Origin of the sequence: Pseudomonas sp. C9-3, from assembly GCF_032392015.1 — a bacterium.
GTDB lineage: Bacteria > Pseudomonadota > Gammaproteobacteria > Pseudomonadales > Pseudomonadaceae > Pseudomonas > Pseudomonas nitroreducens.
In genome coordinates this window covers 4,624,187-4,645,492 of sequence record NZ_CP135919.1, presented here as the reverse complement: position 1 = coordinate 4,645,492, position 21,306 = coordinate 4,624,187, and the positions used below count along the sequence as shown (strand labels likewise).

Here is a 21,306-nt window from a genome sequence, read left to right as displayed (position 1 = left end):
GGCAACCGCGCTGGCAGGCTCAGGCCGAATTGATTACTTGGCCGGTGGCAGCACGCCGAAGATGGTGCGATACAGCACGCCGATGGTGACGATCAGCCATGGCATCACCCAGATCAGCGCGATACCGAGGGTCAGGGTGCTGAGCATGAACAGCAGGCCGAACACCAGCAGCAGGCCGAAGACCTTGAACCAGTGCTGGCTGATGGCCTTGCGCGAAGCTTCCAGCGCTGCCCAGGGCGACAGGCCACGCTCGACCACCAGCGGGATGGCGAGCATGTAGGCGATGCTCAGGTAGATGCCCGGCAGCACGAAGAGGAAGTAGCCGACGCAGATCAGGAGGGTGCTGAGCAGCACGCAGACGACCACCTGGAAGGTACGGCCGAAGTGGCTGAAGACTTCGTTGAAGCGCAGCGGCTGGTCGGCGGCGCGGCGGATACCGAGCATGTTCACACCCGCCAGCAGCGGGTAGCACACGGCGGTGGCAACGAAGCTCAGGACGATGGAACCGATGAAGAAGGCCACCAGCGCACCGACCGCCATGCCGCCGGCGGCTTCGCTATCGCCGAGCAGGCCCATCCCGGCAATGCCGGCGACGCCGACCACGGTGAGGAACAGGCTGAGCAGGTTGACCAGGGCGAAGATCGCCGCATAGAAGACCACGAAGCCACCGATGATCAGGCCCTTGGTGCCTTTGGTGCGGCGCCAGGATTCGCCCAGCAGTTCGTTGATGCTGAAGTTGTAGCGGCGGCTCAGCGCCTCGGCGACGGAGGGCACGGTGCCCTGGGCTGCGCCCGGTTCGAGGTTGCTCAGTGGAGCGCTGTAGGGATTCTGTGCTGCGAGGTCTTGCATGAGGAAAGTCCTTTCCAGTGGGGTGTCCTTGCGACGGCCATCATAAAGGCGAGGGCTGGCTAGGTGCCAGCGAGGCGTTTTGGAAGTGTGGTCGGCAGCACTGTTAGACTGCGACGCACTCGCTTGCAGGCAAGGAAAAACGATGAACGCCAGCATCTTCTGGTACGACTACGAAACCACCGGCATCGACCCGCGCCGCGACCGTCCGCTGCAGGTGGCCGGCATTCGCACGGACGAGGACCTCAACGAGGTCGGTGAATCGCTGAACCTCTACTGCCGGCCCAGCGATGACATCCTCCCGCATCCGGCCGCCTGCCTGGTCACCGGCATCACCCCGGATCGCCTGGAGGAACGCGGCCTGGGCGAAGCCGAATTCATGACCCGCCTGTACGCCGAACTGGCGCAGCCGGGCACCTGCGTAGCGGGCTACAACACCCTGCGTTTCGATGACGAGGTCACGCGCTACAGCCTGTACCGCAACTTCTTCGATCCCTACGCCCGCGAGTGGCAGGGCGGCAACAGCCGCTGGGACCTGATCGACATGGTGCGCACCGCCTACGCGCTGCGCCCGGAGGGCATCGTCTGGCCCGAACAGGATGGCGTCGTCAGCCTCAAGCTGGAACGCCTCACCGCGGCCAATGGAATCGACCATGGGCAGGCGCACGATGCGCTGTCCGACGTGCGCGCCACCATTGCCCTGGCCCGGCTGGTGCGCGACCGCCAGCCGAAACTCTATGACTACCTCTATCGCCTGCGCGGCAAGCAGGGCGTGCTGGATCAGGTTCGTGTGCTGCAACCGATGGTGCACATCTCCGGCATGTTCTCCGCGGCGCGGCACTACCTGTCCGTGGTGCTGCCGCTGGGGTGGCATCCACGCAACCGCAACGCGTTGATCGTCTGCGACCTGGGCGTGGATGTTTCGCCGTTGCTGGAGCTCGATGCGGAAACGTTGCGCAAGCGCCTCTATACGCGCCGCGATGAGTTGGCCGAAGGCGAGTTGCCGGTGCCGCTGAAACTGCTGCACATCAACCGCTGCCCGGTGGTGGCGCCGTTGTCCGTACTGCGCCCGCAGGATCGCGAGCGCATCGGTGTGAATCTCGATGCCTGCCTGGCCGCTGCGCAAACCCTGACCCAGGCGAAAGCGATCTGGCAGGACAAACTGGCGCCCTTGTATGCCGAGGAAAGTTTCGCCGGCAGCGAAGATCCCGAGCAGCAGTTGTATGACGGTTTTATCGGTGACCGTGATCGCAGATTGTGCGAACAGGTGCGTCAGGCTGATCCCGCGCGGCTGGCGAAAGAACAATGGCCATTCGATGATGCGCGACTTCCCGAACTTCTCTTCCGTTATCGGGCACGCAATTTCCCGGAAACTTTGAGTGCCACGCAACAGCAACAATGGCAGGACTTCTGCCGTACGCGCCTGAGTCAGGCCGAATACGGCGCACCGAATACTCTGGATAACTTTGCCGCGGCAATGAGCGAGCAGCTGGTCAATGCCACGCCGGCCGGCCGTTTGGTGCTGGAAGAGTGGGAGAAGTATGCGCAGGTGTTGCGCGCGCGCTATCGCCTGTAGCGCCGCGCACTTTTCGGCAGGCAATAAAAAACGCCAGCGCGAAGCTGGCGTTTTTCATGTCCGCAAGGCTCAGCCCAGCAGTGTGGCCCAGCCTTCAACGGCTTCGGCGCCCCACTTGGCTTTCCATTCCTTGAGGGTCTTGTGGTTGCCGCCCTTGGTCTCGATGACTTCACCGGTGTGCGGGTTCTTGTATTGCTTGACCTTGCGAGCGCGCTTGGTCACGGTGGCTTTTGCGGTGCGCGGCGATTTGCTCAGCTTCGCGTCCGGATCGAGCAGGGCGATGACGTCACGCAGGGACTTGCCATAGCTGGCCATCAGCGCGCGAAGTTTCTCTTCGAACTCAAGCTCTTTCTTCAGCTTGTCGTCCTGCTCCAGGGATTTCAGGCGCTCCTGAAGTTCCTTGATGGCTTCTTCGGTAGCGCGGTACTCGTTGATCAGCGACATGTTGGGTACCTTGTTCTGGGTCCAGCGGTGGCGGATAGTTTGTAGCAGACATAATAGTCAGCGAAGTTGTTCAAGTAAATGCTTGTGGAAAGTTTTGTCGTTAATTGTCGACTTATTTAACTAATTCATTCTCTGGTAATTAATCGACGCACTCGCAATGCACCGAACTGGCTCTCGTCGGCGCACTGCGGCAATGGCTGATCTTTTCCCCGGCAGCCGCTAGAATGGCGGCCTTCGCGATGTATCTGGAGTACACCCATGCGCACTTTCCGACTGGTGATCGCCTGCCCCGACGGGGTCGGCATCGTCGCCAAGGTGAGTAATTTCCTGGCCACTTACAACGGCTGGATCACCGAGGCCAGTCACCATTCCGACAACGACAACGGCTGGTTCTTCATGCGGCATGAGATTCGTGCCGACTCCCTGCCGTTCGATATCGACGGTTTCCGCCAGGCCTTCGCCCCCATCGCCCGCGAGTTCTCCATGGAGTGGCGGATCACCGACTCCTCGGTGAAGAAGCGCGTCGTGCTGATGGCCAGCCGCGAATCGCATTGCCTGGCCGACCTGCTGCACCGCTGGCACAGCGGCGAGCTGGACTGCGAGATTCCCTGCGTGATCGCCAACCACGATGACCTGCGCAGCATGGTGGAGTGGCACGGCATTCCTTACTTCCACGTCCCGGTGGACCCGAAGAACAAGCAGCCGGCCTTCGAGCAGGTCTCGCGCCTGATCGACGAGCACCAGGCCGATAACGTGGTGCTGGCGCGCTACATGCAGATCCTGCCGCCGGACCTGTGCCAGAAGTACCGCCACCAGGTGATCAACATCCACCACAGCTTCCTGCCGTCCTTCGTCGGCGCCAAGCCGTACCACCAGGCCTCGCTGCGCGGCGTCAAGCTGATCGGCGCGACCTGCCACTACGTCACCGAGGAGCTGGACGCCGGCCCGATCATCGAGCAGGACGTGGTGCGCATCAGCCACCGCGACAACATCGAGGACCTGGTGCGCCTGGGCAAGGACGTCGAGAAGCTGGTGCTGGCCCGCGGCCTGCGCTATCACCTGGAAGACCGCGTGCTGGTGCACGACAACAAGACCGTGGTGTTCGACTGATCCACGCGGTCTCGTTCTAGACTGGGTACTCCGCATGCTCTCGCCGTCCACCGACGGCGAGCGCTGCGCCCAACGGAGACGCCGCCATGAGCGACCCGAAGAACCCCGGCACCGCCACCCCACCGCCCACCCTGGGTGAAGGCTGCACCAGCCGCTACGATCCCGACGCGCTGAGCGAAGAGGACGGCACCGAGTTTCCCGGCGCCGCCGAGCTCTGGGATTCGCTCAAGCCTGAGCAGAAGCAAGACAAGCCCGCCAGCGGCTGAGCTTCAGGCGCGTTCGCGCATCCCTATCAGCTTGCGCAGCAGCGGACGCCCCGCCATGAGGGCGAACACCGGCGCGCCCATCACCAGGTAGAAGTAGTAGGTCACCACGCGCCAGATCAGGATGGCCGCCGCCGCCGTGGATTTGCCCACCAGCGGGGCGAGCAACGCGGCGCTGGTCAGCTCGGTACCGCCCGCGCCACCGGGCAGCAGCGTGGCCAGGCCTGCCGCCAGCGACAGCAGCTGGATAAGGAAGGCCCAGGCCCAGTGCAGGTCCACGCCCAGCGCCTTGAGGGTGATGTAGAGCACCGAGAAGCGCAGGATCCAGTGGCAGCAGGTGAAGAAGAAGATCAGTGCCAGCCGGCGCTTGGGTTGGCGCAGGCAACTGACCAGGGTGTCGCGGAAGTGCAGCGCCTTGCGCGCCCAGTGCAGGCGCGTGCGCGGCTTCATTCCCAGACGCTTGAACAGCCGGCCGTTGGCCTTGATGACCCGGCGCTGGAAGCGCGCCAGCAGGACCACGCCGAAGAAGATTCCGCCCAGCAGCACGCCGCTGGTGATCAGCGAGGTTTCCAGGTTCGGGCTGACGCTGTGGGACAGCGCCCAGACCAGCACCGCCGCCAGCGCGCAGAGGAAGAACAGCAGGTCGCTCAACTGGTCCACAGCGAAGATCGCGCTGCTGTGCGCCGGGCGCATACCGTGGCGCGCGAGCAATGCCATCAGCGTCAGCGGGCCGCCGGTGCCGCCGGGGGTCGCATAGAAAGCGAACTCCGAGGCCATGATGATGCCCACCGAGCGCACCTTGCCGATCTCCCCGGCGCGACCATTGAGCAGCACGCGGAGCTTCTGCGCGTTGATCAGCCAGCACAGGCAGATCATGCCGAACATGATCAGCAGCTTGTCGAGGGGAAAGGCGAGGACGTGATCGAGCATTTCCCGGCCGCCGAGGGCGAGCGGGATCAGCGAGGCGCCGATCAGGCCGAGCAGCAGCCACCAGGCACGGCTCACGGGCGCACCTTCGGCGGCGGGAGGGGCAGGAGCGAGGCGGAGCGGATAACCAGAGCCTCCTGTCGAAATCGAACTGTCATGCTGAATGGACCGTCAACGGCATGCTGCGTTCGCCGAACTTTACGTGGGCAAGGGCGCCGCGATCAGTCGGCGCCCGTGCCAATCACTCGGCGGATTTTCCGTCGTCGGCGCCTTGTTCCAGTGCCTTGTTCTCCCAGCCTTCTTCGCCGGGGAGGATCAGGTTCAGGAGGATCGCGACGATGGCGCACAGAGCGATGCCCTTCAGGCCGAAGTCGTCCGGGCCGGTCCCGGTGCCGATCAGCACACCGCCGATGCCGAACACCAGGGTGACCGAGACGATGCACAGGTTGCGCGCCTGGGACAGGTCGACCTTGTGGCGGATCAGGGTGTTCATGCCCACCGAGGCGATGGTGCCGAACAGCAGGCAGAGAATGCCGCCCATTACCGGTACCGGGATGCTCTGCAGGATGGCGCCGAACTTGCCGACGAAGGCCAGGCTGATGGCGAACACCGCCGCCCAGGTCATGATCTTCGGGTTGTAGTTCTTGGTCAGCATCACCGCGCCGGTCACTTCCGCGTAGGTCGTGTTCGGTGGGCCGCCGAACAGGCCGGCGGCGGAGGTGGCGATGCCGTCGCCCAACAGGGTGCGGTGCAGGCCCGGGGTCTTCAGGTAGTTCTTGCCGGTCACGCCGCCCACGGCGATGACGCCGCCGATGTGTTCGATGGCCGGGGCCAGCGCCACCGGAACGATGAACAGGATGGCCTGCCAGTTGAATTCCGGTGCGGTGAACTTCGGCAGTTCCAGCCAGGGTGCGGCGACGATCTTCGCCACGTCGACCACGCCGAAGGCGAAGGACAGGCCATAGCCCACCAGCACGCCGGCGATGATCGGCACCAGGCGCAGCATGCCCTTGCCGAACACCGCGACGATCAGCGTGGTCAGCAGCGCCGGCATGGAGATGAACATGGCGGTCTTGTAGGGGATCAGCTCGGTGCCGTCACCCGCCTTGCCCATGGCCATGTTGGCGGCGATCGGCGCCATGGCCAGGCCGATGGAAATGATCACCGGGCCGATCACCACCGGTGGCAGCAGGCGGTCGATGAAGCCGGTGCCTTTGACCTTCACCGCGAGGCCCAGGAAGGTGTAGACGAAGCCTGCCGCCACCACGCCGCCCATGGTCGCGGCCAGGCCGAACTGGCCCTTGGCGAGGATGATCGGGGTGATGAAGGCGAAGCTCGACGCCAGGAACACCGGTACCTGGCGGCCAGTGACGATCTGGAACATCAGGGTGCCGAAGCCGGCGGTGAACAGCGCGACGTTCGGATCGAGCCCGGTGATCAGCGGCATCAGCACCAACGCGCCGAAGGCCACGAAGAGCATCTGTGCGCCAGAGATGATCTGGCGCCACAGAGGTTCGTTGAATTCATCGGCCATGAATCAGGTTTCCTTCTGCTTGGTGCCGAAGATCTTGTCACCGGCATCGCCCAGGCCCGGCATGATGTAGCCGTTCTCGTTCAGGCACTGGTCGATGGAGGCGGTATAGATGAGCACGTCCGGATGCGCATCGTTGACTGCCTTGATCCCTTCCGGCGCCGCCACCAGCACCATGGCGCGGATATCCTTGCTGCCGGCTTTCTTGAGCAGGTTGATGGTGGCAACCATGGAGCCGCCGGTAGCCAGCATCGGGTCGATGATCAGCGAGCGGCGCTCGGCGATGTCCGGCGCGAGCTTTTCCAGGTAGGTGTGCGCTTCGAGGGTTTCCTCGTTGCGCGCGACCCCGACGGCACTGACCTTGGCGCCCGGAATCAGGCTGAGCACGCCGTCGAGCATGCCGATGCCGGCGCGCAGGATCGGCACCACGGTGATCTTCTTGCCGGCGATCTTCTCGACCAGCACCGGGCCGGCCCAGCCTTCGATCTCGTAGTTCTCCAGCGGCAGGTCCTTGGTCGCCTCGTAGGTCAGCAGGGCGCCCACTTCCTGGGCCAGCTCGCGGAAATTCTTGGTACTGATATCGTGACGGCGCATCAGTCCGATCTTGTGGCGGATCAGGGGATGGCGAATCTCGAGTACGGGCATGGACGGGTTCTCCGGACGGGCTGGCAAAAAAATTGCGGTAGCGTAATGCATCCTAGCTACCTTGGGCCACGATTGTCGGCGACATTCGTCCGCTGACCCTTGCTCCGTGGCACGCCGATAGGTACCTTTGCGCACTTTTTCACGGGAGAACCCCCATGTCCGTCGATCTCGCGCACATCCGCCAAGTTATGGCCGAAGCCGACTGTCTGTACACCAACGCCGAGGTAGAGGCCGCCATCGCCCGTGTGGCAGAGGCCATCAACGGCTCGCTGGCCGACACCAACCCGGTGGTGTTCTGCGTGATGAACGGCGGCCTGATCTTCTCCGGCAAGCTGCTCCCGCTGCTGAATTTCCCGCTGGAAGCCTCCTACCTGCATGCGACCCGTTACCGCAACGAGACCACCGGTGGCGAGCTGTTCTGGAAGGCCAAGCCGGAAATCTCCTTCATCGACCGTGAAGTGCTGATCATCGACGACATCCTCGACGAAGGGCACACCCTCTCGGCGATCATGGACTTCTGCAAGCACGCCGGCGCCAAGCGCGTGCACACCGCCGTGCTGATCGACAAGGACCACGACCGCAAGGCCCGCCCGGACCTGAAGGCCGACTACGTGGGCCTGTCCTGCATCGACCGCTACATCTTCGGCTACGGCATGGACTACAAGGGCTACTGGCGCAACGCCGCCGGCATCTTTGCCGTCAAGGGCCTCTGACGATGAGCGGGCCGCGTTTCCTCGACAGTGCGTTGTTCGACGAGGTTGCGGCCCGTGCCGCCGCCAGCCCCCGGCGTCGGCAGAATCACAACTTCCATGAGCAGACCGAGCCCTGTCACCGTCTGCTCAATGCGCTGCAGCCCGACAGCTATATCCCGCCGCATTGCCATCGCCACCCGGACAAGGCCGAAAGCCTGCTGGTAGTGAAGGGCACGCTGGGCCTGCTGATCTTCTCCGACTCCGGTGAGCTATTGACCACGCGCGAACTGCGCGCGGGCGGTGAGTGCGTCGGCGCAGACCTGCCGCCGGGCACCTTCCACGCCATCGTCGCGCTGGAGCCGGACAGCATCATGTTCGAAGCCAAGGCCGGGCCGTTCGTGCCGCTGGGCGAGGATGAGCGCGGGCAATGGGCACCACGCGAAGGCGAACCGGGCGCCGCCGAGTACCTGGCCTGGATGCGCTCCCACTTCGCCTGAGCCGCCTGCTTTTCGTAGGAGCGAGCTTGCTCGCGAACCGCTGCGCACCAAATCTTCCCATCGGTGCCGTGATGTTCGCGAGCAAGGACTGGGCGTCCCCCCTCGGTCCTGCAGCAAATTGATACATCGCATAGTGTCGATGTATGCATGGTTAAGCAGGCATTTTTGCCGATGAATGCCCCGCCTATCCTGCGACCCTCACAAGACAACCGCCCGAGGTTCGCATGTCCCGTCTCCTTTATATCGATGGCCAATGGCAGGCCGCCGACAGCGGCGCCGTCCTGCGCCCGATCGCTCCCGCTACCCGTGAGGCCCTGCCGGAAGTTGCCTGCGCCGGTGTGTCCGACGTAGAGCGCGCCGTCGCTGCCGCCAAGCGCGCCTTCGCCGGCTGGAAGCTGACCAGCGCCGCCCAGCGCGCCGGTTACCTGCGAGCTTTCGCCGAGCAGCTCGAAGCCCGCAGCGAAGCGCTGATCACCCTGCAGATGCAGGCCAGCGGCAAGCCGCGCCTGGAAGCGGAAATCGATATCGGCGACGCCATCGCGACCTTCGCCTACTACGCCGAGCTAGCCGAGCAACTGGATGCCCGGCAGAACGCCGAAGTGGCCCTGCCCGACGCTGGCTACCGCTCGCAGACCCGCTTCGAGCCCATCGGCGTGGTTGGCCTGATCGTGCCGTGGAACTTCCCGCTGGTGACCAGCGCCTGGAAGGTCGCACCGGCCCTGGCGGCGGGCTGCACCGTGGTGCTCAAGCCCTCGGAAATCACCCCGCTGATCGAGCTGGTGCTGGGCGAGATCGCCGACGCCATCGGCCTGCCGGCTGGCGTGCTGAACCTGGTGCCGGGCCTGGCCGATGCTGGCGCTGCGCTGTGCAGCCATGCCGGCATCGCCAAGCTGTCCTTCACCGGCAGCAACGTCGTCGGCCGCAAGGTCATGGAAGCGGCTGCCGCGCGCACCCTGCCGGTGGGCCTGGAGCTGGGCGGCAAGTCGCCGATCCTGGTGTTCGAGGACTGCGACCTGGACGAAGCCGTGCAGTGGATCATCGCCGGCGTCTACTGGAACGCCGGGCAGATGTGCTCCGCCACCTCGCGCCTGCTGGTGCAGGAATCCATCGCCGCACCGCTGCTGGCGAAGCTGAAGGTCGCGGTGGAAGGCCTGCGCGTTGGCGACTCGCTGCTGGGCGAGACCGACATGGGCCCGATGACCAGCGAAGCGCAGTACCGCAAGGTACTCGACTACTTCGCCGTGGCCCGCGACGAAGGCCTGGCCTGCCTGACCGGTGGCGAAGTGGCCGAGGGCTGGTTCATCCAGCCGACCGTGTACACCGACGTGCCGGTGGACAGCCGCCTGTGGCGTGAGGAAATCTTCGGCCCGGTGCTGTGCGTACGTACCTTCAGCGATGAAGCCGATGCCCTGCGTCAGGCCAACGACAGCGATTTCGCCCTGGCCGCCACCGTGTGCAGCGCCGACCTCGAGCGTGCCCAGCGTGTCGCCGAGAAACTGGAGGCCGGCAACGTCTGGCTGAACTCGCCGCAAGTCGTCTTCCCGCAGACTTCCTGGGGCGGCGGCAAGCGCAGCGGCATCGGTCGCGAGCTGGGACCGTGGGGTCTGTCGGCATTCTTCGACATCAAGCACATCACCGCGCCGCGCTGATCGGCGTCACCCGGTGCTCCAGGCGCAGGTCTTCGACCAGCGCCTGGAGCGCTTCGTTGTGCCCCGGCTCGTCGCGCACCACCAGGCTATGGGTGATGCCATAGCCGAGGCTGTCCGGCAGCAACGCGCGCATCTCGCCCTGTTCGACCCAGCGCTCGGCGTAGTGCGTCGGCAGGTAGCCCAGGTGGGTCCCGGCGCGCACCGCGTGCAGTACCGCTTCCATGTGCTGGGCGAATGCCGTGCTGCGCTGTGGGTCGGCGGGCAGTTGCACGTCCGCCACCGCATAGCCGTGCTGGATCCAGTTGCAGGTTTCCAGTTCGGCGGCGTCGCGCACGTCCTTGTCGAACAGCGGATGCTCGCGCCCGCAGAACACCGCCACGCGCTCGTGGTAAAGCGGCTCATAGCGCAGGTTCGGCAGGCGCCGGCTGAAGCAGGCGATGGCCAGGTGCAGGCGACCGCTGAGTACCAGGCGCTCCAGTTCGCTGGAGGATTCGATGAGGAAGTGCAGGCGCACGTCCTGGTCGCGCCGGTTGAAGCGCGCCAGGGTGTGGTGGATGCGTGCGTCGGGCAGCGTGGCGATATTGTCGGCCAGGCCCAGGTGCAACTCGCCGACCAGGCGCCCGGCCAGTGACTGCACCTGATCACGGAAGTCCCCCAGCGCAGCGAACAGGTTCTGCGCGTAGTCCAGTACTCGCTCGCCTTTCTCGGTCAGTCGGAAGCCGCTCTTGCCACGTTCGCACAGGCGGTAGCCCAGGCGCGTCTCCAGGCTGGCGATGTGCGTGCTGATGGTCGACTGGCCCATGCCCAGTTCGCCCTGCGCGGCAGAGAAGCCGCCGCAGCGCACCACGCAGGCGAAGATGCGCAGCAGGCGCAGGTCGAGGTCGGAGACGTTGTGCAGCATGGCTGTTTCGATCTGTGGCTGGCGATGTATTGAGTTGGTAACTTCGAAGGCTATCAATGTATCAGCGGGCTTGCCATGCGTGCCTGTCGTCCTGCTCGGCGTGCGTGCTAGAGTGCCCGGCCCTGTCCCGCGGAGGTGATGATGTCCGTTCGCATGCCGGGCGCCATGCTGGCGCTGCTGTTCTGCATTCCTCTCGGCTTTGCTGGTGCAGCCCTTGCCGCGCCGATGCACGGCCAATTTCTGCCGCCGGACGATGCCGGCCTGCGCCAGGGCGAGCCGGAGCAGCAACAATTGCTGCAGGTCACCGAATACAGCGTGGTGCTGGGCAACCAGCGCCAGTCCAACCAGCAGCCGATCCCTATTACCACGCCGTCGCTGCTGCGCCTCAAGGGCAAGCCGCTGAACAAGGGCGCGCAGATCAGCCAGGTGTTGATCAGCTTCGATGCCGAGGGCAAGAGCCTGAAGAAGCCGGCCTACGATGAGAAGACTCGCGTGCTCAGCCTGTATTACCCGCAGGCGGCTTATCCACAACTGCTGGACCTGCTGCGCAACGGTACCGTCTATGTGCAGTTCCTCACCTACGGCAATGGCCATATCTGGGCCGACCTGCATACCGGCGCCGTGCGTGCGCGTTGAGCCGCGCCCGGCGCGGGGGTAAACTGCCCGACCCGTGGTGCCCGGCCAGCCGTTGCCGGCCGCGATCCCCGAGACAGCCGTAGAGAGAAGCGAGCGATGCGTAAAGACAAGAAGCAGGTGATTGGCGAAGAGATCGACGACGCCGAGATCAAGCTGTTCCTCGACGTGGAACCGGCCGACGACACCCCGGCGTCCCTGCACAAGCTGGTCAAGGCCTACCGTGGCCTGCGCATCGACGACTTCGAGCGCTTCGTCGGCTTCTTCGTTGAAGCTGGCTACGACCTGTCCGCCAAGGATGTCCAGGGCAAGGACTTCGTCGCCCTGATCCAGGACCAGCGCCAGGCCGAGCCCTACATCGAAGTGATCAAGGCCGCCCGCGGCTGATTGCATCGATGCGCTGAAAAGCCCGCCTTTTGCGGGCTTTTTTGTTTGCGAATCGAGCAGGGAAAACTCCTTGTAGGATGGCGTGGAGCGCAGCGATATCCATCACTTCCGAGTCGCGAACCGCATGGGTATCGCTGCGCTCCACCCATCCTACGGGCAGACTCGCCGGACCCTCCTCGAATCCCCGCCTAGACTTCTCCGAAGAACGATAACGACAAGGCGAGGACGAAGCCGTGCAAGTACAGCCCTATCTGTTTTTCCATGGTCGCGCCGATGAGGCCATTGCCTTCTACCAGCACGCGGTGGGTGCCCAGCTCGGGGCGCTGATGCGCTTCGAAGATGCGCCGGGACCCTCGCCGGTGCCCGATGGCTGGCTGGACAAGGTGATGCACGCCAGCCTGCAGATCGGCGAGACCGAAGTCTTGCTGTCCGATGGGCGCGGTGAACACAACGCCGCCTTCAATGGCTTTTCCCTGCACCTGACGCTGCGCAGCGTGGTGGCGGCGGAACAGGCGTTTGCCGCCCTGGCGGAGGAGGGGCGGGTGGAGATGCCGCTGGAAAAGACCTTCTGGGCCCAGCGCTTCGGCATGCTCACCGATCGCTTCGGCGTTGGCTGGATGGTCAGCTGCCACGGCTAGGTCGCCGACATGAAAAAGCCCGCCAGGAGGCGGGCTTTTTCACGAGTGCAGCACTCAGGACGCGGCGACGATCTGCAGACGGTCGGCGGTCATCTGGTTGACCTCGCGGTACACCGCGGCGTCGGTTTCCAGCTGCTTCTCGCGGGCCGGGAAGATCTCCTTGAGCTTCGCGGTCCACTCAGCCGATTTGTAGCGATCGGGGAAGCAGCGCTCCAGCAGGCCCAGCATGATCGACACGGTGACCGAGGCGCCCGGGGAGGCGCCGAGCAGGGCGGCGATGCTGCCGTCCTGGGCCGCCACCAGTTCGGTACCGAACTGCAGGATGCCGCCTTTCTTCGGGTCCTTCTTGATGATCTGCACGCGCTGGCCGGCGGTTTCGAGGCGCCAGTCGGCCGGGTTCAGCTCCGGGTAGAATTTGCGCAGGGCTTCGATGCGCTGGTCCATGGACTGCATGACTTCCTTCACCAGGTAGCGGGTGAGGTCCATGTTGTCGCGGGCCACGGCGAGCATCGGCAGCAGGTTGCTGGTGCGCACCGAGAGCGGCAGGTCGAGGAACGAGCCATGACGCAGGAACTTGGTGGAGAAGCCGGCGTACGGGCCGAACAGCAGGGAAGTCTTGCCCTCGACCACGCGGGTGTCCAGGTGCGGCACGGACATCGGCGGGGCGCCCACTTCGGCCTGGCTGTAGACCTTGGCCTGGTGATGCTTGACCACTTCCGGGTTGTCGCAGCGCAGCCACTGGCCGCTCACGGGGAAGCCGCCGAAGCCTTTGCTTTCCGGGATGCCGGACATCTGCAGCAGCGGCAGTGCGCCACCGCCGGCGCCGAGGAAGACGAACTTCGCCCTGACCTTGCGGGCATCGCCGGTCTGGGTGTTCTTGATGTCCACCAGCCAGCCGTCGCCGCTGCGCTCAAGGCCGACTACTTTCTGGAAGTAGCGGACTTCGCTGCCTTCGCGGCTGGAGAGGTAGCCCAGCAACTGGTTGGTCAGGGCGCCGAAGTTCACGTCGGTGCCGCTTTCCACGCGGGTCATGGCGACCTGCTCGTCGGCCGGACGGCCGGGAATGGTCAGCGGGGCCCACTCGGCAATCTTCGCGCGGTCCTCGGTGTATTCCATCGAGGAGAAGGCGTGATGCTGGCTGAGCATCTCGTGGCGCTTCTTCAGGAAGGGAATGTCCTTGCCACGCACGAAGCTCATGTGCGGAACGGGGTTGATGAAGTTGCGCGGCGCGCCGAAGGCGTCCTTCCCGGTCAGGTAGGCCCAGAACTGCTTGGACACCTCGAACTGGGCGTTGATGTTCACCGCCTTCTTGATGTCGATCGAGCCGTCGGCCGCCTGCGGGGTGTAGTTCAGCTCGCAGAGGCCGGCGTGACCGGTGCCGGCGTTGTTCCACGGGTTGGAACTCTCGATGGCCCCGGATTCCTGCAGCTCGACGATCTCGAGCCTGACGCCCGGATCGACTTCCTTGAGAAGGACAGCCAGGGTTGCGCTCATGATGCCGGCGCCTACCAGCAGCACGTCCATCGATTCGATTTCGTTCTGCGCCATTAACGCGTCTCCAAAACTATCAGCAGCCAGTTGTGACAGAGGTTTCGCGTCCAGTGCGCAAAACAAATGTCCGAATTCTTCTCAGGTCAATGGACCTATCGCGAATGTCTCGGGCCGGGATCGGAGGAGGGGAAATGCGCACCTTCTCGGCAGTCCACGGCGGACGAGTTCATCCGCAAGTGCATCCGGGTGCGGCGCTTATGCGCGGCTTCCGGTGCCGAAAAAGCGATTCAGTGCTGCGGGGTCAGACGTCAATGGTGCTACCAACGCAAAACTCTTCATTGCTCGCCACACTCTCGTGAAGTAGTGAAAAACCTTCGATCACGCTCTTTTGGAGGCGTGAAGCTCAAAGGGGATCGTCGTCGCGGGCCGGTCCGGTCTCCGTGCGGAGGGGGCGGCTGCATCCTTGCCAAGTTCTGCGCAACGAACGTACAAAGCGCGACGGCCAGTGACCGAGGCGAATGGCGACTCTCTTTGAGGGGTGGCAGAGGCTAGACACGGTGTGTCGGCATCGTGCGGGGCCCGACCAGGAGGCGTCCTTATAATCGGGGGGCGATTATAACGGCGAAACACAAAAAAAAGCTCTGCACCTTAGACTTTTTTCCTAGTGTGCTCCCCTTGATTTGCCATTTGTGCCCCGTCCCGGTGCGTCTTGCCTGCAGCTGGGTCAAGGCGGCCTAACGACGCGTGGCGAGGGAACCCTGAGAACGGCTTCCGCGTCCAATGGCCAAGCGCTATCTGACTGCGCTGCCCGCCGGTATACTGCCGGCCATCGCTTACCCCATGGAGAGATGAGCATGCTGCCTCGCCTGTTGCTCGGCTTTATCGCTGCCGCCAGCCTGACCTTGACCGGCTGCGCCCTCAGCCCGCAACAACTCAACCCGACGCCCGAGTTCAAGGGGCCGGTCGCCGCCGTTGGCCAGGGCCAGCCGGTAGTGGTGAAAGTCGTCGACGGTCGCCCGAGCACCGCGCTGGGCACCCGTGGCGGCCTGTATTCGGAAACCAGCCAGCTCACCGTGCGCAGCGAGGACGTGATTCCCAAGCTGCAGCTGCAGGCTGAAACCGCCGTGCGCCTGCTGGGCTTCACCCCGTCGGCCAACGCCTACAACGCACCGCAACTGACCCTGACCCTGGCCGAGCTGAAGTACCAGTCGCCCAAGGAAGGCATGTACGTGACCGAGGCGGACATCGGCGCCACCTTCCGCGCTGACGTGCAGAGCGGCACCCGTCGCTACAGTGGCCGTTATGGCGCTTCGACCAACCAGCGTTTCGGCATGGCGCCCAATGAGGCGACCAACACCAAGCTGGTGAGCGAAGTGCTCAGCGACGCGCTGACCCGCGTGTTCAAGGACCCGACCATCGGCCAGACGCTGAACCAGCGCTGATCGGGGCGGCAATGAAAAAGCCCGGCAGATGCCGGGCTTTTTCGTGGGCGGCCGATCGACGGATCAGGCGGCCTGGCGGTACGGGTCGACCTCGACCAGGCGCATGCGCTCATCGGCTTCCGGCAGGTCCAGGTGCTCGTGGCCACAGGCCTGGGTGTAGACCAGCCAATGGTCATCCTGGACGTTGAACGAGAGTTCGGTGACGACGGCTTCGATTTCTTCCAGGTGTTCGATCAGGTAGGCGTTTTCGTGGGGGACGATTTCGAGCATGGCGAATCTCCTTGGCGAAAGACTTCGAGTGGCAGAATTCGGTAAAGCCAGCAACGTGCCAATGCGCGGGAGAGGTCTTAGACCATTTCTCGATAATTCTTACGCTCGTCGTAAATAAGCGTTGCGCGCTGGCTGCGAAGCATGGCCAGCGGATAAAATGCGCGACGATTGTTTCTCATCCATGACGGGCCATGCCCGTTCGTCCAGACTGACCCCGCTTTGCTTCGAAGTCGATGGCGTGCAGTTCTGAAGCGGAGGTTGTGATGTCGCTGCAGGCGTTCTGGAGTCTCTTCCAGGCCCATCCCGGTCGTATCGTGAACGACCTGGCCCTGTTCTTCGCCCTGGCCGGAGGCTGGCTGCTGCTGGCAACCCGTCGCCGTGAACGCCTCGCCCTGGCGCGCCTGGCTGCCGAAAGCGAAGTCGCACCGGTCCCCCTGGACAGCGTCGAGCCGACTGCGCGGATGAATCGCTTCTTCTACCGTTTCGGCTTTGCCTGCATGACGCTGGCGCTGGCCGTGAGCTGGTACAGCACGCAGCTCAGCCAGTAACGAGCGAAAGCAAAAAGGCGCCCGAGGGCGCCTTTTTTCATGCCTGCGGCTTGAGCCGGTATTGGTTCAACACCGGGTTGGCGTACTGCAGGATCAGGTGGCCGCGCTGCTCCACGGGGCATTCGCCCAGGCGACGCTCCCATTCGGTGCGCGCCCGCTGCAGTTCCTCGGCCTTGAACAGGGTCTCGGCGCACGGGACTTCCAGCGCGGCATCGCGCAGCTCGGAGGCCTCGTAGGCGAGGTAATGCACCGGGAACAGCCGGTAGTTGCCGAGGATCTGCCGGTCCAGCTCGGCGGCGAGCTGCTTGGCGTCGGCGAAATCGCCGGTGATCTCCTCGCCGAAGTTGATGTGCACCCGGCCCTTGTAGCCGGTGATGCCCTGCACGATGCTGCGGTCGTCCTCTCCCGGCGCCTTCCTGTACTCGCCGGTGGTGGCGCGGGTGTACAGCTCGCGGGCCTTGGCGGCGTCGCAGGGGTCGTATTCGTAGCTGATGGACACCGGGATCAGGTGCAGCTGGCGGATCACCTCGGCGAACGGCTCGTCCTTGCGGCTCATGTGGAACATCTTGAGGATCGCCGAATCGGTGCGGTCGTCACCGTCCTTGGCGCGGCCTTCGGCCTGGGCGATCCAGATCGACTGGACGTCCTGGCAGATCGAGTGATTGATGTAGGCCGACAGGTTCTGGTACGCCGCCAGCTTTTCGCGCCGGCCGCTGATGGAACGGTGCACGATGAAGCTCTTGTTCAGGCGCATCAGGTCGCTGACGAAGGGCTTCTGCAGCAGGTTGTCGCCAATGGCGATGCGCGGCGTTGGCAACTTGGCGTGGAAGATCGCGTAGTTGCAGAAGGCCGGGTCCATCACGATGTCGCGGTGGTTGGCGATGAACAGGTAGGCGCGGCCGGACTTCAGGCGCTCGACGCCCGAATAGGTGACGCCGTCGGTGGCATGCTCGATGGTCCGGTCGACGTAGGGCTCGAACTTGTCCTGCAGCGCGACGACGCTGCGGATACCGGTGACTTCGCGGGCCAGCCGATGGGCTATAAGTGGTCTGAGCAGCCAGCCGAATGGACCGGACAGACGCGGGAAACGGTAACGCGCCAGCGCGCCGAGGAAGGCGTCATCGCTCAGCAGGCGCTGCAGGACAGCCGGGACTTCGGCGTCGTTGTACGGTCGGATGGCTTCGAACTCGCCCATCATGCTCTCTAATGAATGCTCGGGGGTATCACGGGTCGGGCCGCGATGTAGACGGTCCGGAAGGGTATGCCGCCGACTCATCGGTCAGGCGGGCGCCCAAAAAGACCGCGCGATTATAAACGGAAGTCACGGGGGAACCAGCGATGCTCGAAAGTCAGGCCTATTCCTGCCCTTATTGCGGCGAGCCGGCGGAGGCTGTACTCGACCTCTCCGGGGGCGACCAGAGCTACTATGAAGATTGCCCGGTGTGTTGCCGGCCGATCCTGTTCCAGCTCCACACCGATGGGGTGGAATGGTCCCTGGAAGTCCAGCGCGAGGACGATTGATGCAGCGAATCTACGCACCTGCCGACCTGATCGAAGCCGAACTGCTGGGTGGCATGCTGGCCAACGAGGGCATTTCGTCGCACCTGGGTGGGCGCCACCTGGTCGGCGGCATCGGCGAGCTGCCGGGCATGGGGCTGCTGCACCTCTGGGTCGAGGATGAGATGGCCGAGCAGGCGCGCGAACTGATCGCCGCGTACAATGCCGCGCAACCCCTGCCGGGGCCCGCTGACGATCACGAAGGCGGCCCGGGCGTCCTGCTTTGCTGAATCCCTTCAACGAGTCCCGATGACCAGCCGCTACGCCCTGTTCCGCTGGAACCGCGAGCTGGCCGACAGCGCCGGCTTCCCTGCCGACCTGCAGCCGCAGTGGAGCCTCGCGCCCGGCGCGCGCGTGCTGATGCTGCGCGAGGAGAACGGCACGCGCCATGCCGACCTCGCGCGCTGGGGCCTGACGCCTGCCTGGTTGAAGGACCTGTCGCGCACTCCCGCCCACGCCCGTGTCGAAACCATCGCCGAACAGCCGATGTTCCGCGATGCCTTTGCCCTGCGCCGCTGCCTGCTGCCGGCCAACGGCTTCTACGAGTGGCGCGGCGTGCGCAAGCGGCCGCACTGGGTTTCCGGCGGCGGACTGATCTGCTTCGCAGGCGTGTGGGAGGCGTATCCGGTGGAAGGCCACACCTATTACAGCGTGGCGATGCTGACCCAGGAAGCGGGCGGCATGCGTCGGCCACTGGTTCTGGATGTCGCCGAGCAGGCGCAGTGGCTGTCGAGCGAAACTGAAACGGCGCGCTTGAAGGAGTTGCTGCTGTTGCCCCAGGCGCGGTTGCGCGAGCAGGCGCTGGCGAACTTCATCAACGACCCCACCTGCAATGGGCCGGAGTGCCTGACGCCGGCCTGACGTTGATCTGTCCCTGCTCCTGCAGGATCAAGAGCCCCTCTCCCGCAAGCGGGAGAGGGGACCGTTCGGTGCAGGATGTAACCTAGGTATCAGCCGGCACGGGCAGCTCCCTCTCCCTTCAGGGATAGGGTTGCGGTGAGGGAATAAGCCCAGCACCAGGGCTTCAGAAAAAGACAGTTGCTCCTACGGGTCCGCGCCGGCGCTGGGTTTGCCGGAAGCGCGGGGCGCGCACGAGCTAGCCCCTTTAGACCTTGAACTGATTTACCAGCCGGCGCTGTTGCTCGGCCAGCTTGGTCAGCTCGGCGCTGGCCTGGGAGGCTTCGTCGGCGCCACCGGCCACCTGGTTGGCGACCATGCCGATGTTGCTGACGTTGCGGTTGATGTCCTCGGCCACCGCGCTCTGCTCCTCGGCGGCGCTGGCGATCTGGGTATTCATGTCGTTGATCACCGATACCGCCTGGGTGATCGACTCCAGTGCCTGGGCCGCTTCGCCGGCATGCCGCACGCTGTCTTCGGTCTTGTCCTGGCTCTGCTGCATCACCTGCACCACTTCGCGGGTGCCGTTCTGCAACTGCTGGATCATCGACTGGATTTCCTCGGTGGCCTGCTGGGTCTTCTGCGCCAGGTTGCGTACTTCGTCGGCGACCACGGCGAAGCCGCGGCCCTGCTCACCGGCGCGGGCGGCCTCGATGGCGGCGTTGAGCGCCAGCAGGTTGGTCTGCTCGGCGATGCCGCGGATGGCCACCAGGATCGCGTTGATGTTCTCGCTGTCGCGGGCCAGCGACTGCACCACTCCTACTGCCCGGCCGATCTCGCTGGCCAGCGCCTGGATCGCCGTGGAGCTGCTCTCGACGATGCGCTTGCCGTGGTGTGCGGCCTGGTCCGCGTGGTTGGCCGCTTCCGCCGCGTGAGTGGCGTTGCGCGCCACGTCCTGGGCGGTGGCGGTCATCTCGTGGACCGCGGTGGCCACCAGTTCGATTTCCGCCAGTTGCTTCTGCACGCCCTGGTTGGTGCGGATGGCGATGTCGGCGGTGTGCTCGGAGGAATCGCTGACGTGCTGCACCGAGGTCACCACCTGGCCGATCATGCCCTGCAGCTTGACCAGGAAAGTGTTGAAGCCCTTGGCGATGGAACCCAGTTCGTCGGCGCGGTCGCTGGTCAGGCGGCGGGTCAGGTCACCTTCGCCCTGGGCGATGTCGTCGAGCATGCCGACCAGTTGGCGCAGCGGGCGGGCGATGCCGTGGCCGACCAGCCAGATCACGGCCAGGCCGATGGCAGCGATCAGCAGGCCGACCAGGGTCATGCCCAGGGTGTCGCTGTCGCGCTGTGCCTTCAGGTCGCTCTGCAGCTGGTTCAGATCGCCCAGCACGGCTTCCTGCGGCAATTGCAGCATCAACGTCCAGCGCGCGCCGGAGTCGGCGATGGTGAAGGGCAGGAACAGCTCGATATGGCCGTGCTCCTTGTCCAGTGAGGTCAGCGGCTGGTCGAGAGTGAGCTTGGCCAGGTTGGCCACTTCGTTGGCGTCCAGCACGCTGCTGGCGGATTCGCCGAGCTTGGCCGGGTCCTTGGTGTACGCGACCAGGCGACCGTTGGTGGAGATCAGCGCCATCTCGCCGGCGCCGTTGTAGAGCTGGCTGTCGGCGGTCTTGAGCAGGTCCTGGATGAAGTCCAGCGACAGGTCCACACCGACGGTGCCCTTGAACTGGCCCTTGACCATGATCGGTGCGTTGAAGGAGGACATCAGCACCATCTTGCCGCCCATTTCGTAGGGCGCCGGGTCAATGATGCACGGCTGGTGCTTCTCTTTCGGGCACAGGTAGTACTCGCCTTCGCGCACGCCGGTGGGCTGCATCTTCTGGCTTTCCAGGGTGTCGCCCATGGCCTCGACGGTGAGGCCGCCGTCCTTGCGGTACCACCAGGGCATGAAGCGGCCGCTGGCGTCATAGCCGGGCAGGCCCGAGTACTGGCTGTCGTTGCCGGCGAAGGCGTTGGGTTCCCAGCCGGCGAAGGCGTCGAGCAGCTTGGGGTTCTGCGCCACGGTCTGGCGCAGCAGGTTGGACATGCCGGCGCGGCCGATGCCCAGCAGCGGCTGGCCATTGGCGTCGGTCTCGTCGAGCAGGGCGTTGGTGTTGGCCAGGTCGCGGGCGACCGTCAGGGGGTACTCCAGCTCGCGCTGGATCTGGGCGACCTGGCCGCGCGCCATGGCCACCAGGCGTTCATTGATCACCTGTTCGAGCAGCGCCTGGGTGCGCTCCTGCACCAGCGCCTGGGTCCGAGAGCCGGCGAACAATGCGTACAGCACCAACGCCGCGACCACTGCCAGAACGCTGGCACCGGCCAGCGCCACCACGGAAAACTGGATCGACTTGAATTTCATACGGGTACCCGGAATGCGCCA

At 64.7% G+C, this 21,306-nt stretch carries 24 protein-coding genes; 14 read left to right on the top strand and 10 right to left on the bottom strand.

From position 1 onward, the window contains the following. Positions 1–33: 33 nt before the first annotated feature. Entirely contained in the window at positions 34–849 is an 816-nt protein-coding gene (locus tag RS899_RS21320) for a hypothetical protein (RefSeq protein WP_315808012.1), read from the bottom strand. A 142-nt stretch (positions 850–991) separates the two neighbouring features. Here RS899_RS21320 and sbcB point away from each other — a divergent pair, with 142 nt between their 5' ends. Further along, entirely contained in the window at positions 992–2,422 is a 1,431-nt protein-coding gene (sbcB, locus tag RS899_RS21315) for an exodeoxyribonuclease I (RefSeq protein WP_315808011.1), read from the top strand. Between the two features lie 69 nt (positions 2,423–2,491). On the opposite strand, the gene mvaT is transcribed toward sbcB, so the two are convergent. Then, on the bottom strand, positions 2,492–2,866 hold the full coding sequence (gene mvaT / locus RS899_RS21310; protein ID WP_054908626.1) for a histone-like nucleoid-structuring protein MvaT: 375 nt from the start codon (positions 2,864–2,866) through the stop codon (positions 2,492–2,494). A gap of 258 nt (positions 2,867–3,124) precedes the next feature. Here mvaT and purU point away from each other — a divergent pair, with 258 nt between their 5' ends. Both purU and RS899_RS21300 read left to right on the top strand, forming a co-directional pair. Continuing rightward, on the top strand, positions 3,125–3,976 hold the full coding sequence (gene purU, locus RS899_RS21305) for a formyltetrahydrofolate deformylase (protein ID WP_017519713.1): 852 nt from the start codon (positions 3,125–3,127) through the stop codon (positions 3,974–3,976). A gap of 86 nt (positions 3,977–4,062) precedes the next feature. After that, positions 4,063–4,242 carry a hypothetical protein gene (locus RS899_RS21300; protein ID WP_024762639.1) on the top strand — a complete coding sequence of 60 codons (180 nt, stop codon included), beginning with the start codon at positions 4,063–4,065 and terminating at the stop codon, positions 4,240–4,242. Positions 4,243–4,245: 3 nt separating this feature from the next. On the opposite strand, the gene RS899_RS21295 is transcribed toward RS899_RS21300, so the two are convergent. The 3 genes from RS899_RS21295 to upp all read right to left on the bottom strand — a co-directional run bounded on the left by RS899_RS21295 (position 4,246) and on the right by upp (position 7,342). Continuing rightward, positions 4,246–5,244 carry a lysylphosphatidylglycerol synthase transmembrane domain-containing protein gene (locus RS899_RS21295; protein WP_169936736.1) on the bottom strand — a complete coding sequence of 333 codons (999 nt, stop codon included), beginning with the start codon at positions 5,242–5,244 and terminating at the stop codon, positions 4,246–4,248. A 163-nt stretch (positions 5,245–5,407) separates the two neighbouring features. Then, positions 5,408–6,700, bottom strand: coding sequence for a uracil-xanthine permease family protein (locus RS899_RS21290; protein ID WP_054908628.1), 1,293 nt, complete (start codon positions 6,698–6,700; stop codon positions 5,408–5,410). A 3-nt stretch (positions 6,701–6,703) separates the two neighbouring features. Continuing rightward, positions 6,704–7,342, bottom strand: a complete 639-nt coding sequence (upp, locus tag RS899_RS21285) for a uracil phosphoribosyltransferase (protein ID WP_054908629.1) — start codon at positions 7,340–7,342, stop codon at positions 6,704–6,706. 155 nt (positions 7,343–7,497) lie between these two features. Between upp and RS899_RS21280 the strand changes: the two genes are divergently transcribed. The 3 genes from RS899_RS21280 (at position 7,498) to RS899_RS21270 (ending at position 10,180) form a co-directional block, all read left to right on the top strand. Beyond that, a complete protein-coding gene (locus RS899_RS21280) occupies positions 7,498–8,055 on the top strand; it encodes a hypoxanthine-guanine phosphoribosyltransferase (RefSeq protein ID WP_017519718.1) in 558 nt (185 codons plus the stop codon). A 2-nt stretch (positions 8,056–8,057) separates the two neighbouring features. Next, positions 8,058–8,531 (top strand): WbuC family cupin fold metalloprotein, encoded by a 474-nt coding sequence (locus RS899_RS21275; protein ID WP_233298957.1) that lies wholly within the window; start codon positions 8,058–8,060, stop codon positions 8,529–8,531. A gap of 224 nt (positions 8,532–8,755) precedes the next feature. Further along, a complete protein-coding gene (locus RS899_RS21270) occupies positions 8,756–10,180 on the top strand; it encodes an aldehyde dehydrogenase family protein (RefSeq protein ID WP_315808010.1) in 1,425 nt (474 codons plus the stop codon). Here RS899_RS21270 and RS899_RS21265 read toward each other — a convergent pair. Beyond that, positions 10,164–11,081, bottom strand: a complete 918-nt coding sequence (locus tag RS899_RS21265) for a LysR family transcriptional regulator (RefSeq protein ID WP_315808009.1) — start codon at positions 11,079–11,081, stop codon at positions 10,164–10,166. The genes RS899_RS21270 and RS899_RS21265 overlap by 17 nt on opposite strands. Positions 11,082–11,246: 165 nt before the next feature. Here RS899_RS21265 and RS899_RS21260 point away from each other — a divergent pair, with 165 nt between their 5' ends. From RS899_RS21260 to RS899_RS21250, 3 genes are all read left to right on the top strand, one after another. Then, complete coding sequence (locus RS899_RS21260; protein WP_409978090.1) at positions 11,247–11,717, top strand: hypothetical protein; 471 nt, start codon at positions 11,247–11,249, stop codon at positions 11,715–11,717. Between the two features lie 96 nt (positions 11,718–11,813). Continuing rightward, complete coding sequence (locus RS899_RS21255) at positions 11,814–12,101, top strand: PA4642 family protein (protein ID WP_315808008.1); 288 nt, start codon at positions 11,814–11,816, stop codon at positions 12,099–12,101. 233 nt (positions 12,102–12,334) lie between these two features. Continuing rightward, complete coding sequence (locus RS899_RS21250; RefSeq protein WP_054908635.1) at positions 12,335–12,739, top strand: VOC family protein; 405 nt, start codon at positions 12,335–12,337, stop codon at positions 12,737–12,739. 54 nt (positions 12,740–12,793) lie between these two features. On the opposite strand, the gene mqo is transcribed toward RS899_RS21250, so the two are convergent. Next, positions 12,794–14,287, bottom strand: a complete 1,494-nt coding sequence (gene mqo / locus RS899_RS21245; protein WP_315808007.1) for a malate dehydrogenase (quinone) — start codon at positions 14,285–14,287, stop codon at positions 12,794–12,796. A gap of 797 nt (positions 14,288–15,084) precedes the next feature. Here mqo and RS899_RS21240 point away from each other — a divergent pair. Beyond that, positions 15,085–15,672 (top strand): YajG family lipoprotein, encoded by a 588-nt coding sequence (locus RS899_RS21240; RefSeq protein ID WP_054908637.1) that lies wholly within the window; start codon positions 15,085–15,087, stop codon positions 15,670–15,672. Positions 15,673–15,735: 63 nt separating this feature from the next. On the opposite strand, the gene RS899_RS21235 is transcribed toward RS899_RS21240, so the two are convergent. Continuing rightward, positions 15,736–15,942 (bottom strand): hypothetical protein, encoded by a 207-nt coding sequence (locus RS899_RS21235; protein ID WP_054908638.1) that lies wholly within the window; start codon positions 15,940–15,942, stop codon positions 15,736–15,738. 263 nt (positions 15,943–16,205) lie between these two features. Between RS899_RS21235 and RS899_RS21230 the strand changes: the two genes are divergently transcribed. Then, entirely contained in the window at positions 16,206–16,490 is a 285-nt protein-coding gene (locus tag RS899_RS21230) for a hypothetical protein (RefSeq protein ID WP_054908639.1), read from the top strand. A gap of 37 nt (positions 16,491–16,527) precedes the next feature. Here the strand turns inward: RS899_RS21230 and RS899_RS21225 are convergent, their stop codons facing one another. Continuing rightward, a complete protein-coding gene (locus RS899_RS21225) occupies positions 16,528–17,688 on the bottom strand; it encodes a 1-acyl-sn-glycerol-3-phosphate acyltransferase (protein ID WP_315808006.1) in 1,161 nt (386 codons plus the stop codon). Between the two features lie 140 nt (positions 17,689–17,828). Between RS899_RS21225 and RS899_RS21220 the strand changes: the two genes are divergently transcribed. From RS899_RS21220 to RS899_RS21210, 3 genes are read left to right on the top strand one after another with little or no spacing between them, the layout of a single operon-like run. Then, complete coding sequence (locus tag RS899_RS21220) at positions 17,829–18,011, top strand: CPXCG motif-containing cysteine-rich protein (RefSeq protein WP_017519730.1); 183 nt, start codon at positions 17,829–17,831, stop codon at positions 18,009–18,011. Continuing rightward, the gene (locus RS899_RS21215) at positions 18,011–18,277 is read left to right on the top strand and encodes a putative signal transducing protein (protein ID WP_024762654.1); all 267 of its coding nucleotides are present in this window, start codon (positions 18,011–18,013) and stop codon (positions 18,275–18,277) included. The genes RS899_RS21220 and RS899_RS21215 overlap by 1 nt, the downstream gene beginning before the upstream one ends. Positions 18,278–18,296: 19 nt before the next feature. After that, entirely contained in the window at positions 18,297–18,908 is a 612-nt protein-coding gene (locus tag RS899_RS21210) for an SOS response-associated peptidase (protein ID WP_315808005.1), read from the top strand. 244 nt (positions 18,909–19,152) lie between these two features. Here RS899_RS21210 and RS899_RS21205 read toward each other — a convergent pair whose 3' ends face one another. Further along, the gene (locus RS899_RS21205; protein ID WP_315808004.1) at positions 19,153–21,285 is read right to left on the bottom strand and encodes a methyl-accepting chemotaxis protein; all 2,133 of its coding nucleotides are present in this window, start codon (positions 21,283–21,285) and stop codon (positions 19,153–19,155) included. Positions 21,286–21,306: the final 21 nt, after the last annotated feature.

Bases quoted from the DNA above. Each gene is read 5' to 3' on its own strand.
- purU (WP_017519713.1), top strand. From the start codon at position 3,125: ATGCGCACTTTCCGACTGGTGATCGCCTGCCCCGACGGGGTCGGCATC.
- RS899_RS21255 (WP_315808008.1), top strand. From the start codon at position 11,814: ATGCGTAAAGACAAGAAGCAGGTGATTGGCGAAGAGATCGACGACGCC.
- RS899_RS21270 (WP_315808010.1), top strand. From the start codon at position 8,756: ATGTCCCGTCTCCTTTATATCGATGGCCAATGGCAGGCCGCCGACAGC.
- RS899_RS21275 (WP_233298957.1), top strand. From the start codon at position 8,058: ATGAGCGGGCCGCGTTTCCTCGACAGTGCGTTGTTCGACGAGGTTGCG.
- RS899_RS21220 (WP_017519730.1), top strand. From the start codon at position 17,829: ATGCTCGAAAGTCAGGCCTATTCCTGCCCTTATTGCGGCGAGCCGGCG.
- RS899_RS21205 (WP_315808004.1), bottom strand. From the start codon at position 21,285: ATGAAATTCAAGTCGATCCAGTTTTCCGTGGTGGCGCTGGCCGGTGCC.
- RS899_RS21235 (WP_054908638.1), bottom strand. From the start codon at position 15,942: ATGCTCGAAATCGTCCCCCACGAAAACGCCTACCTGATCGAACACCTG.
- RS899_RS21280 (WP_017519718.1), top strand. From the start codon at position 7,498: ATGTCCGTCGATCTCGCGCACATCCGCCAAGTTATGGCCGAAGCCGAC.
- RS899_RS21215 (WP_024762654.1), top strand. From the start codon at position 18,011: ATGCAGCGAATCTACGCACCTGCCGACCTGATCGAAGCCGAACTGCTG.
- mvaT (WP_054908626.1), bottom strand. From the start codon at position 2,866: ATGTCGCTGATCAACGAGTACCGCGCTACCGAAGAAGCCATCAAGGAA.
- upp (WP_054908629.1), bottom strand. From the start codon at position 7,342: ATGCCCGTACTCGAGATTCGCCATCCCCTGATCCGCCACAAGATCGGA.
- RS899_RS21240 (WP_054908637.1), top strand. From the start codon at position 15,085: ATGCTGCCTCGCCTGTTGCTCGGCTTTATCGCTGCCGCCAGCCTGACC.
- RS899_RS21210 (WP_315808005.1), top strand. From the start codon at position 18,297: ATGACCAGCCGCTACGCCCTGTTCCGCTGGAACCGCGAGCTGGCCGAC.
- RS899_RS21290 (WP_054908628.1), bottom strand. From the start codon at position 6,700: ATGGCCGATGAATTCAACGAACCTCTGTGGCGCCAGATCATCTCTGGC.
- RS899_RS21230 (WP_054908639.1), top strand. From the start codon at position 16,206: ATGTCGCTGCAGGCGTTCTGGAGTCTCTTCCAGGCCCATCCCGGTCGT.
- RS899_RS21265 (WP_315808009.1), bottom strand. From the start codon at position 11,081: ATGCTGCACAACGTCTCCGACCTCGACCTGCGCCTGCTGCGCATCTTC.
- RS899_RS21300 (WP_024762639.1), top strand. From the start codon at position 4,063: ATGAGCGACCCGAAGAACCCCGGCACCGCCACCCCACCGCCCACCCTG.
- RS899_RS21225 (WP_315808006.1), bottom strand. From the start codon at position 17,688: ATGATGGGCGAGTTCGAAGCCATCCGACCGTACAACGACGCCGAAGTC.
- RS899_RS21320 (WP_315808012.1), bottom strand. From the start codon at position 849: ATGCAAGACCTCGCAGCACAGAATCCCTACAGCGCTCCACTGAGCAAC.
- RS899_RS21260 (WP_409978090.1), top strand. From the start codon at position 11,247: ATGCTGGCGCTGCTGTTCTGCATTCCTCTCGGCTTTGCTGGTGCAGCC.
- mqo (WP_315808007.1), bottom strand. From the start codon at position 14,287: ATGGCGCAGAACGAAATCGAATCGATGGACGTGCTGCTGGTAGGCGCC.
- sbcB (WP_315808011.1), top strand. From the start codon at position 992: ATGAACGCCAGCATCTTCTGGTACGACTACGAAACCACCGGCATCGAC.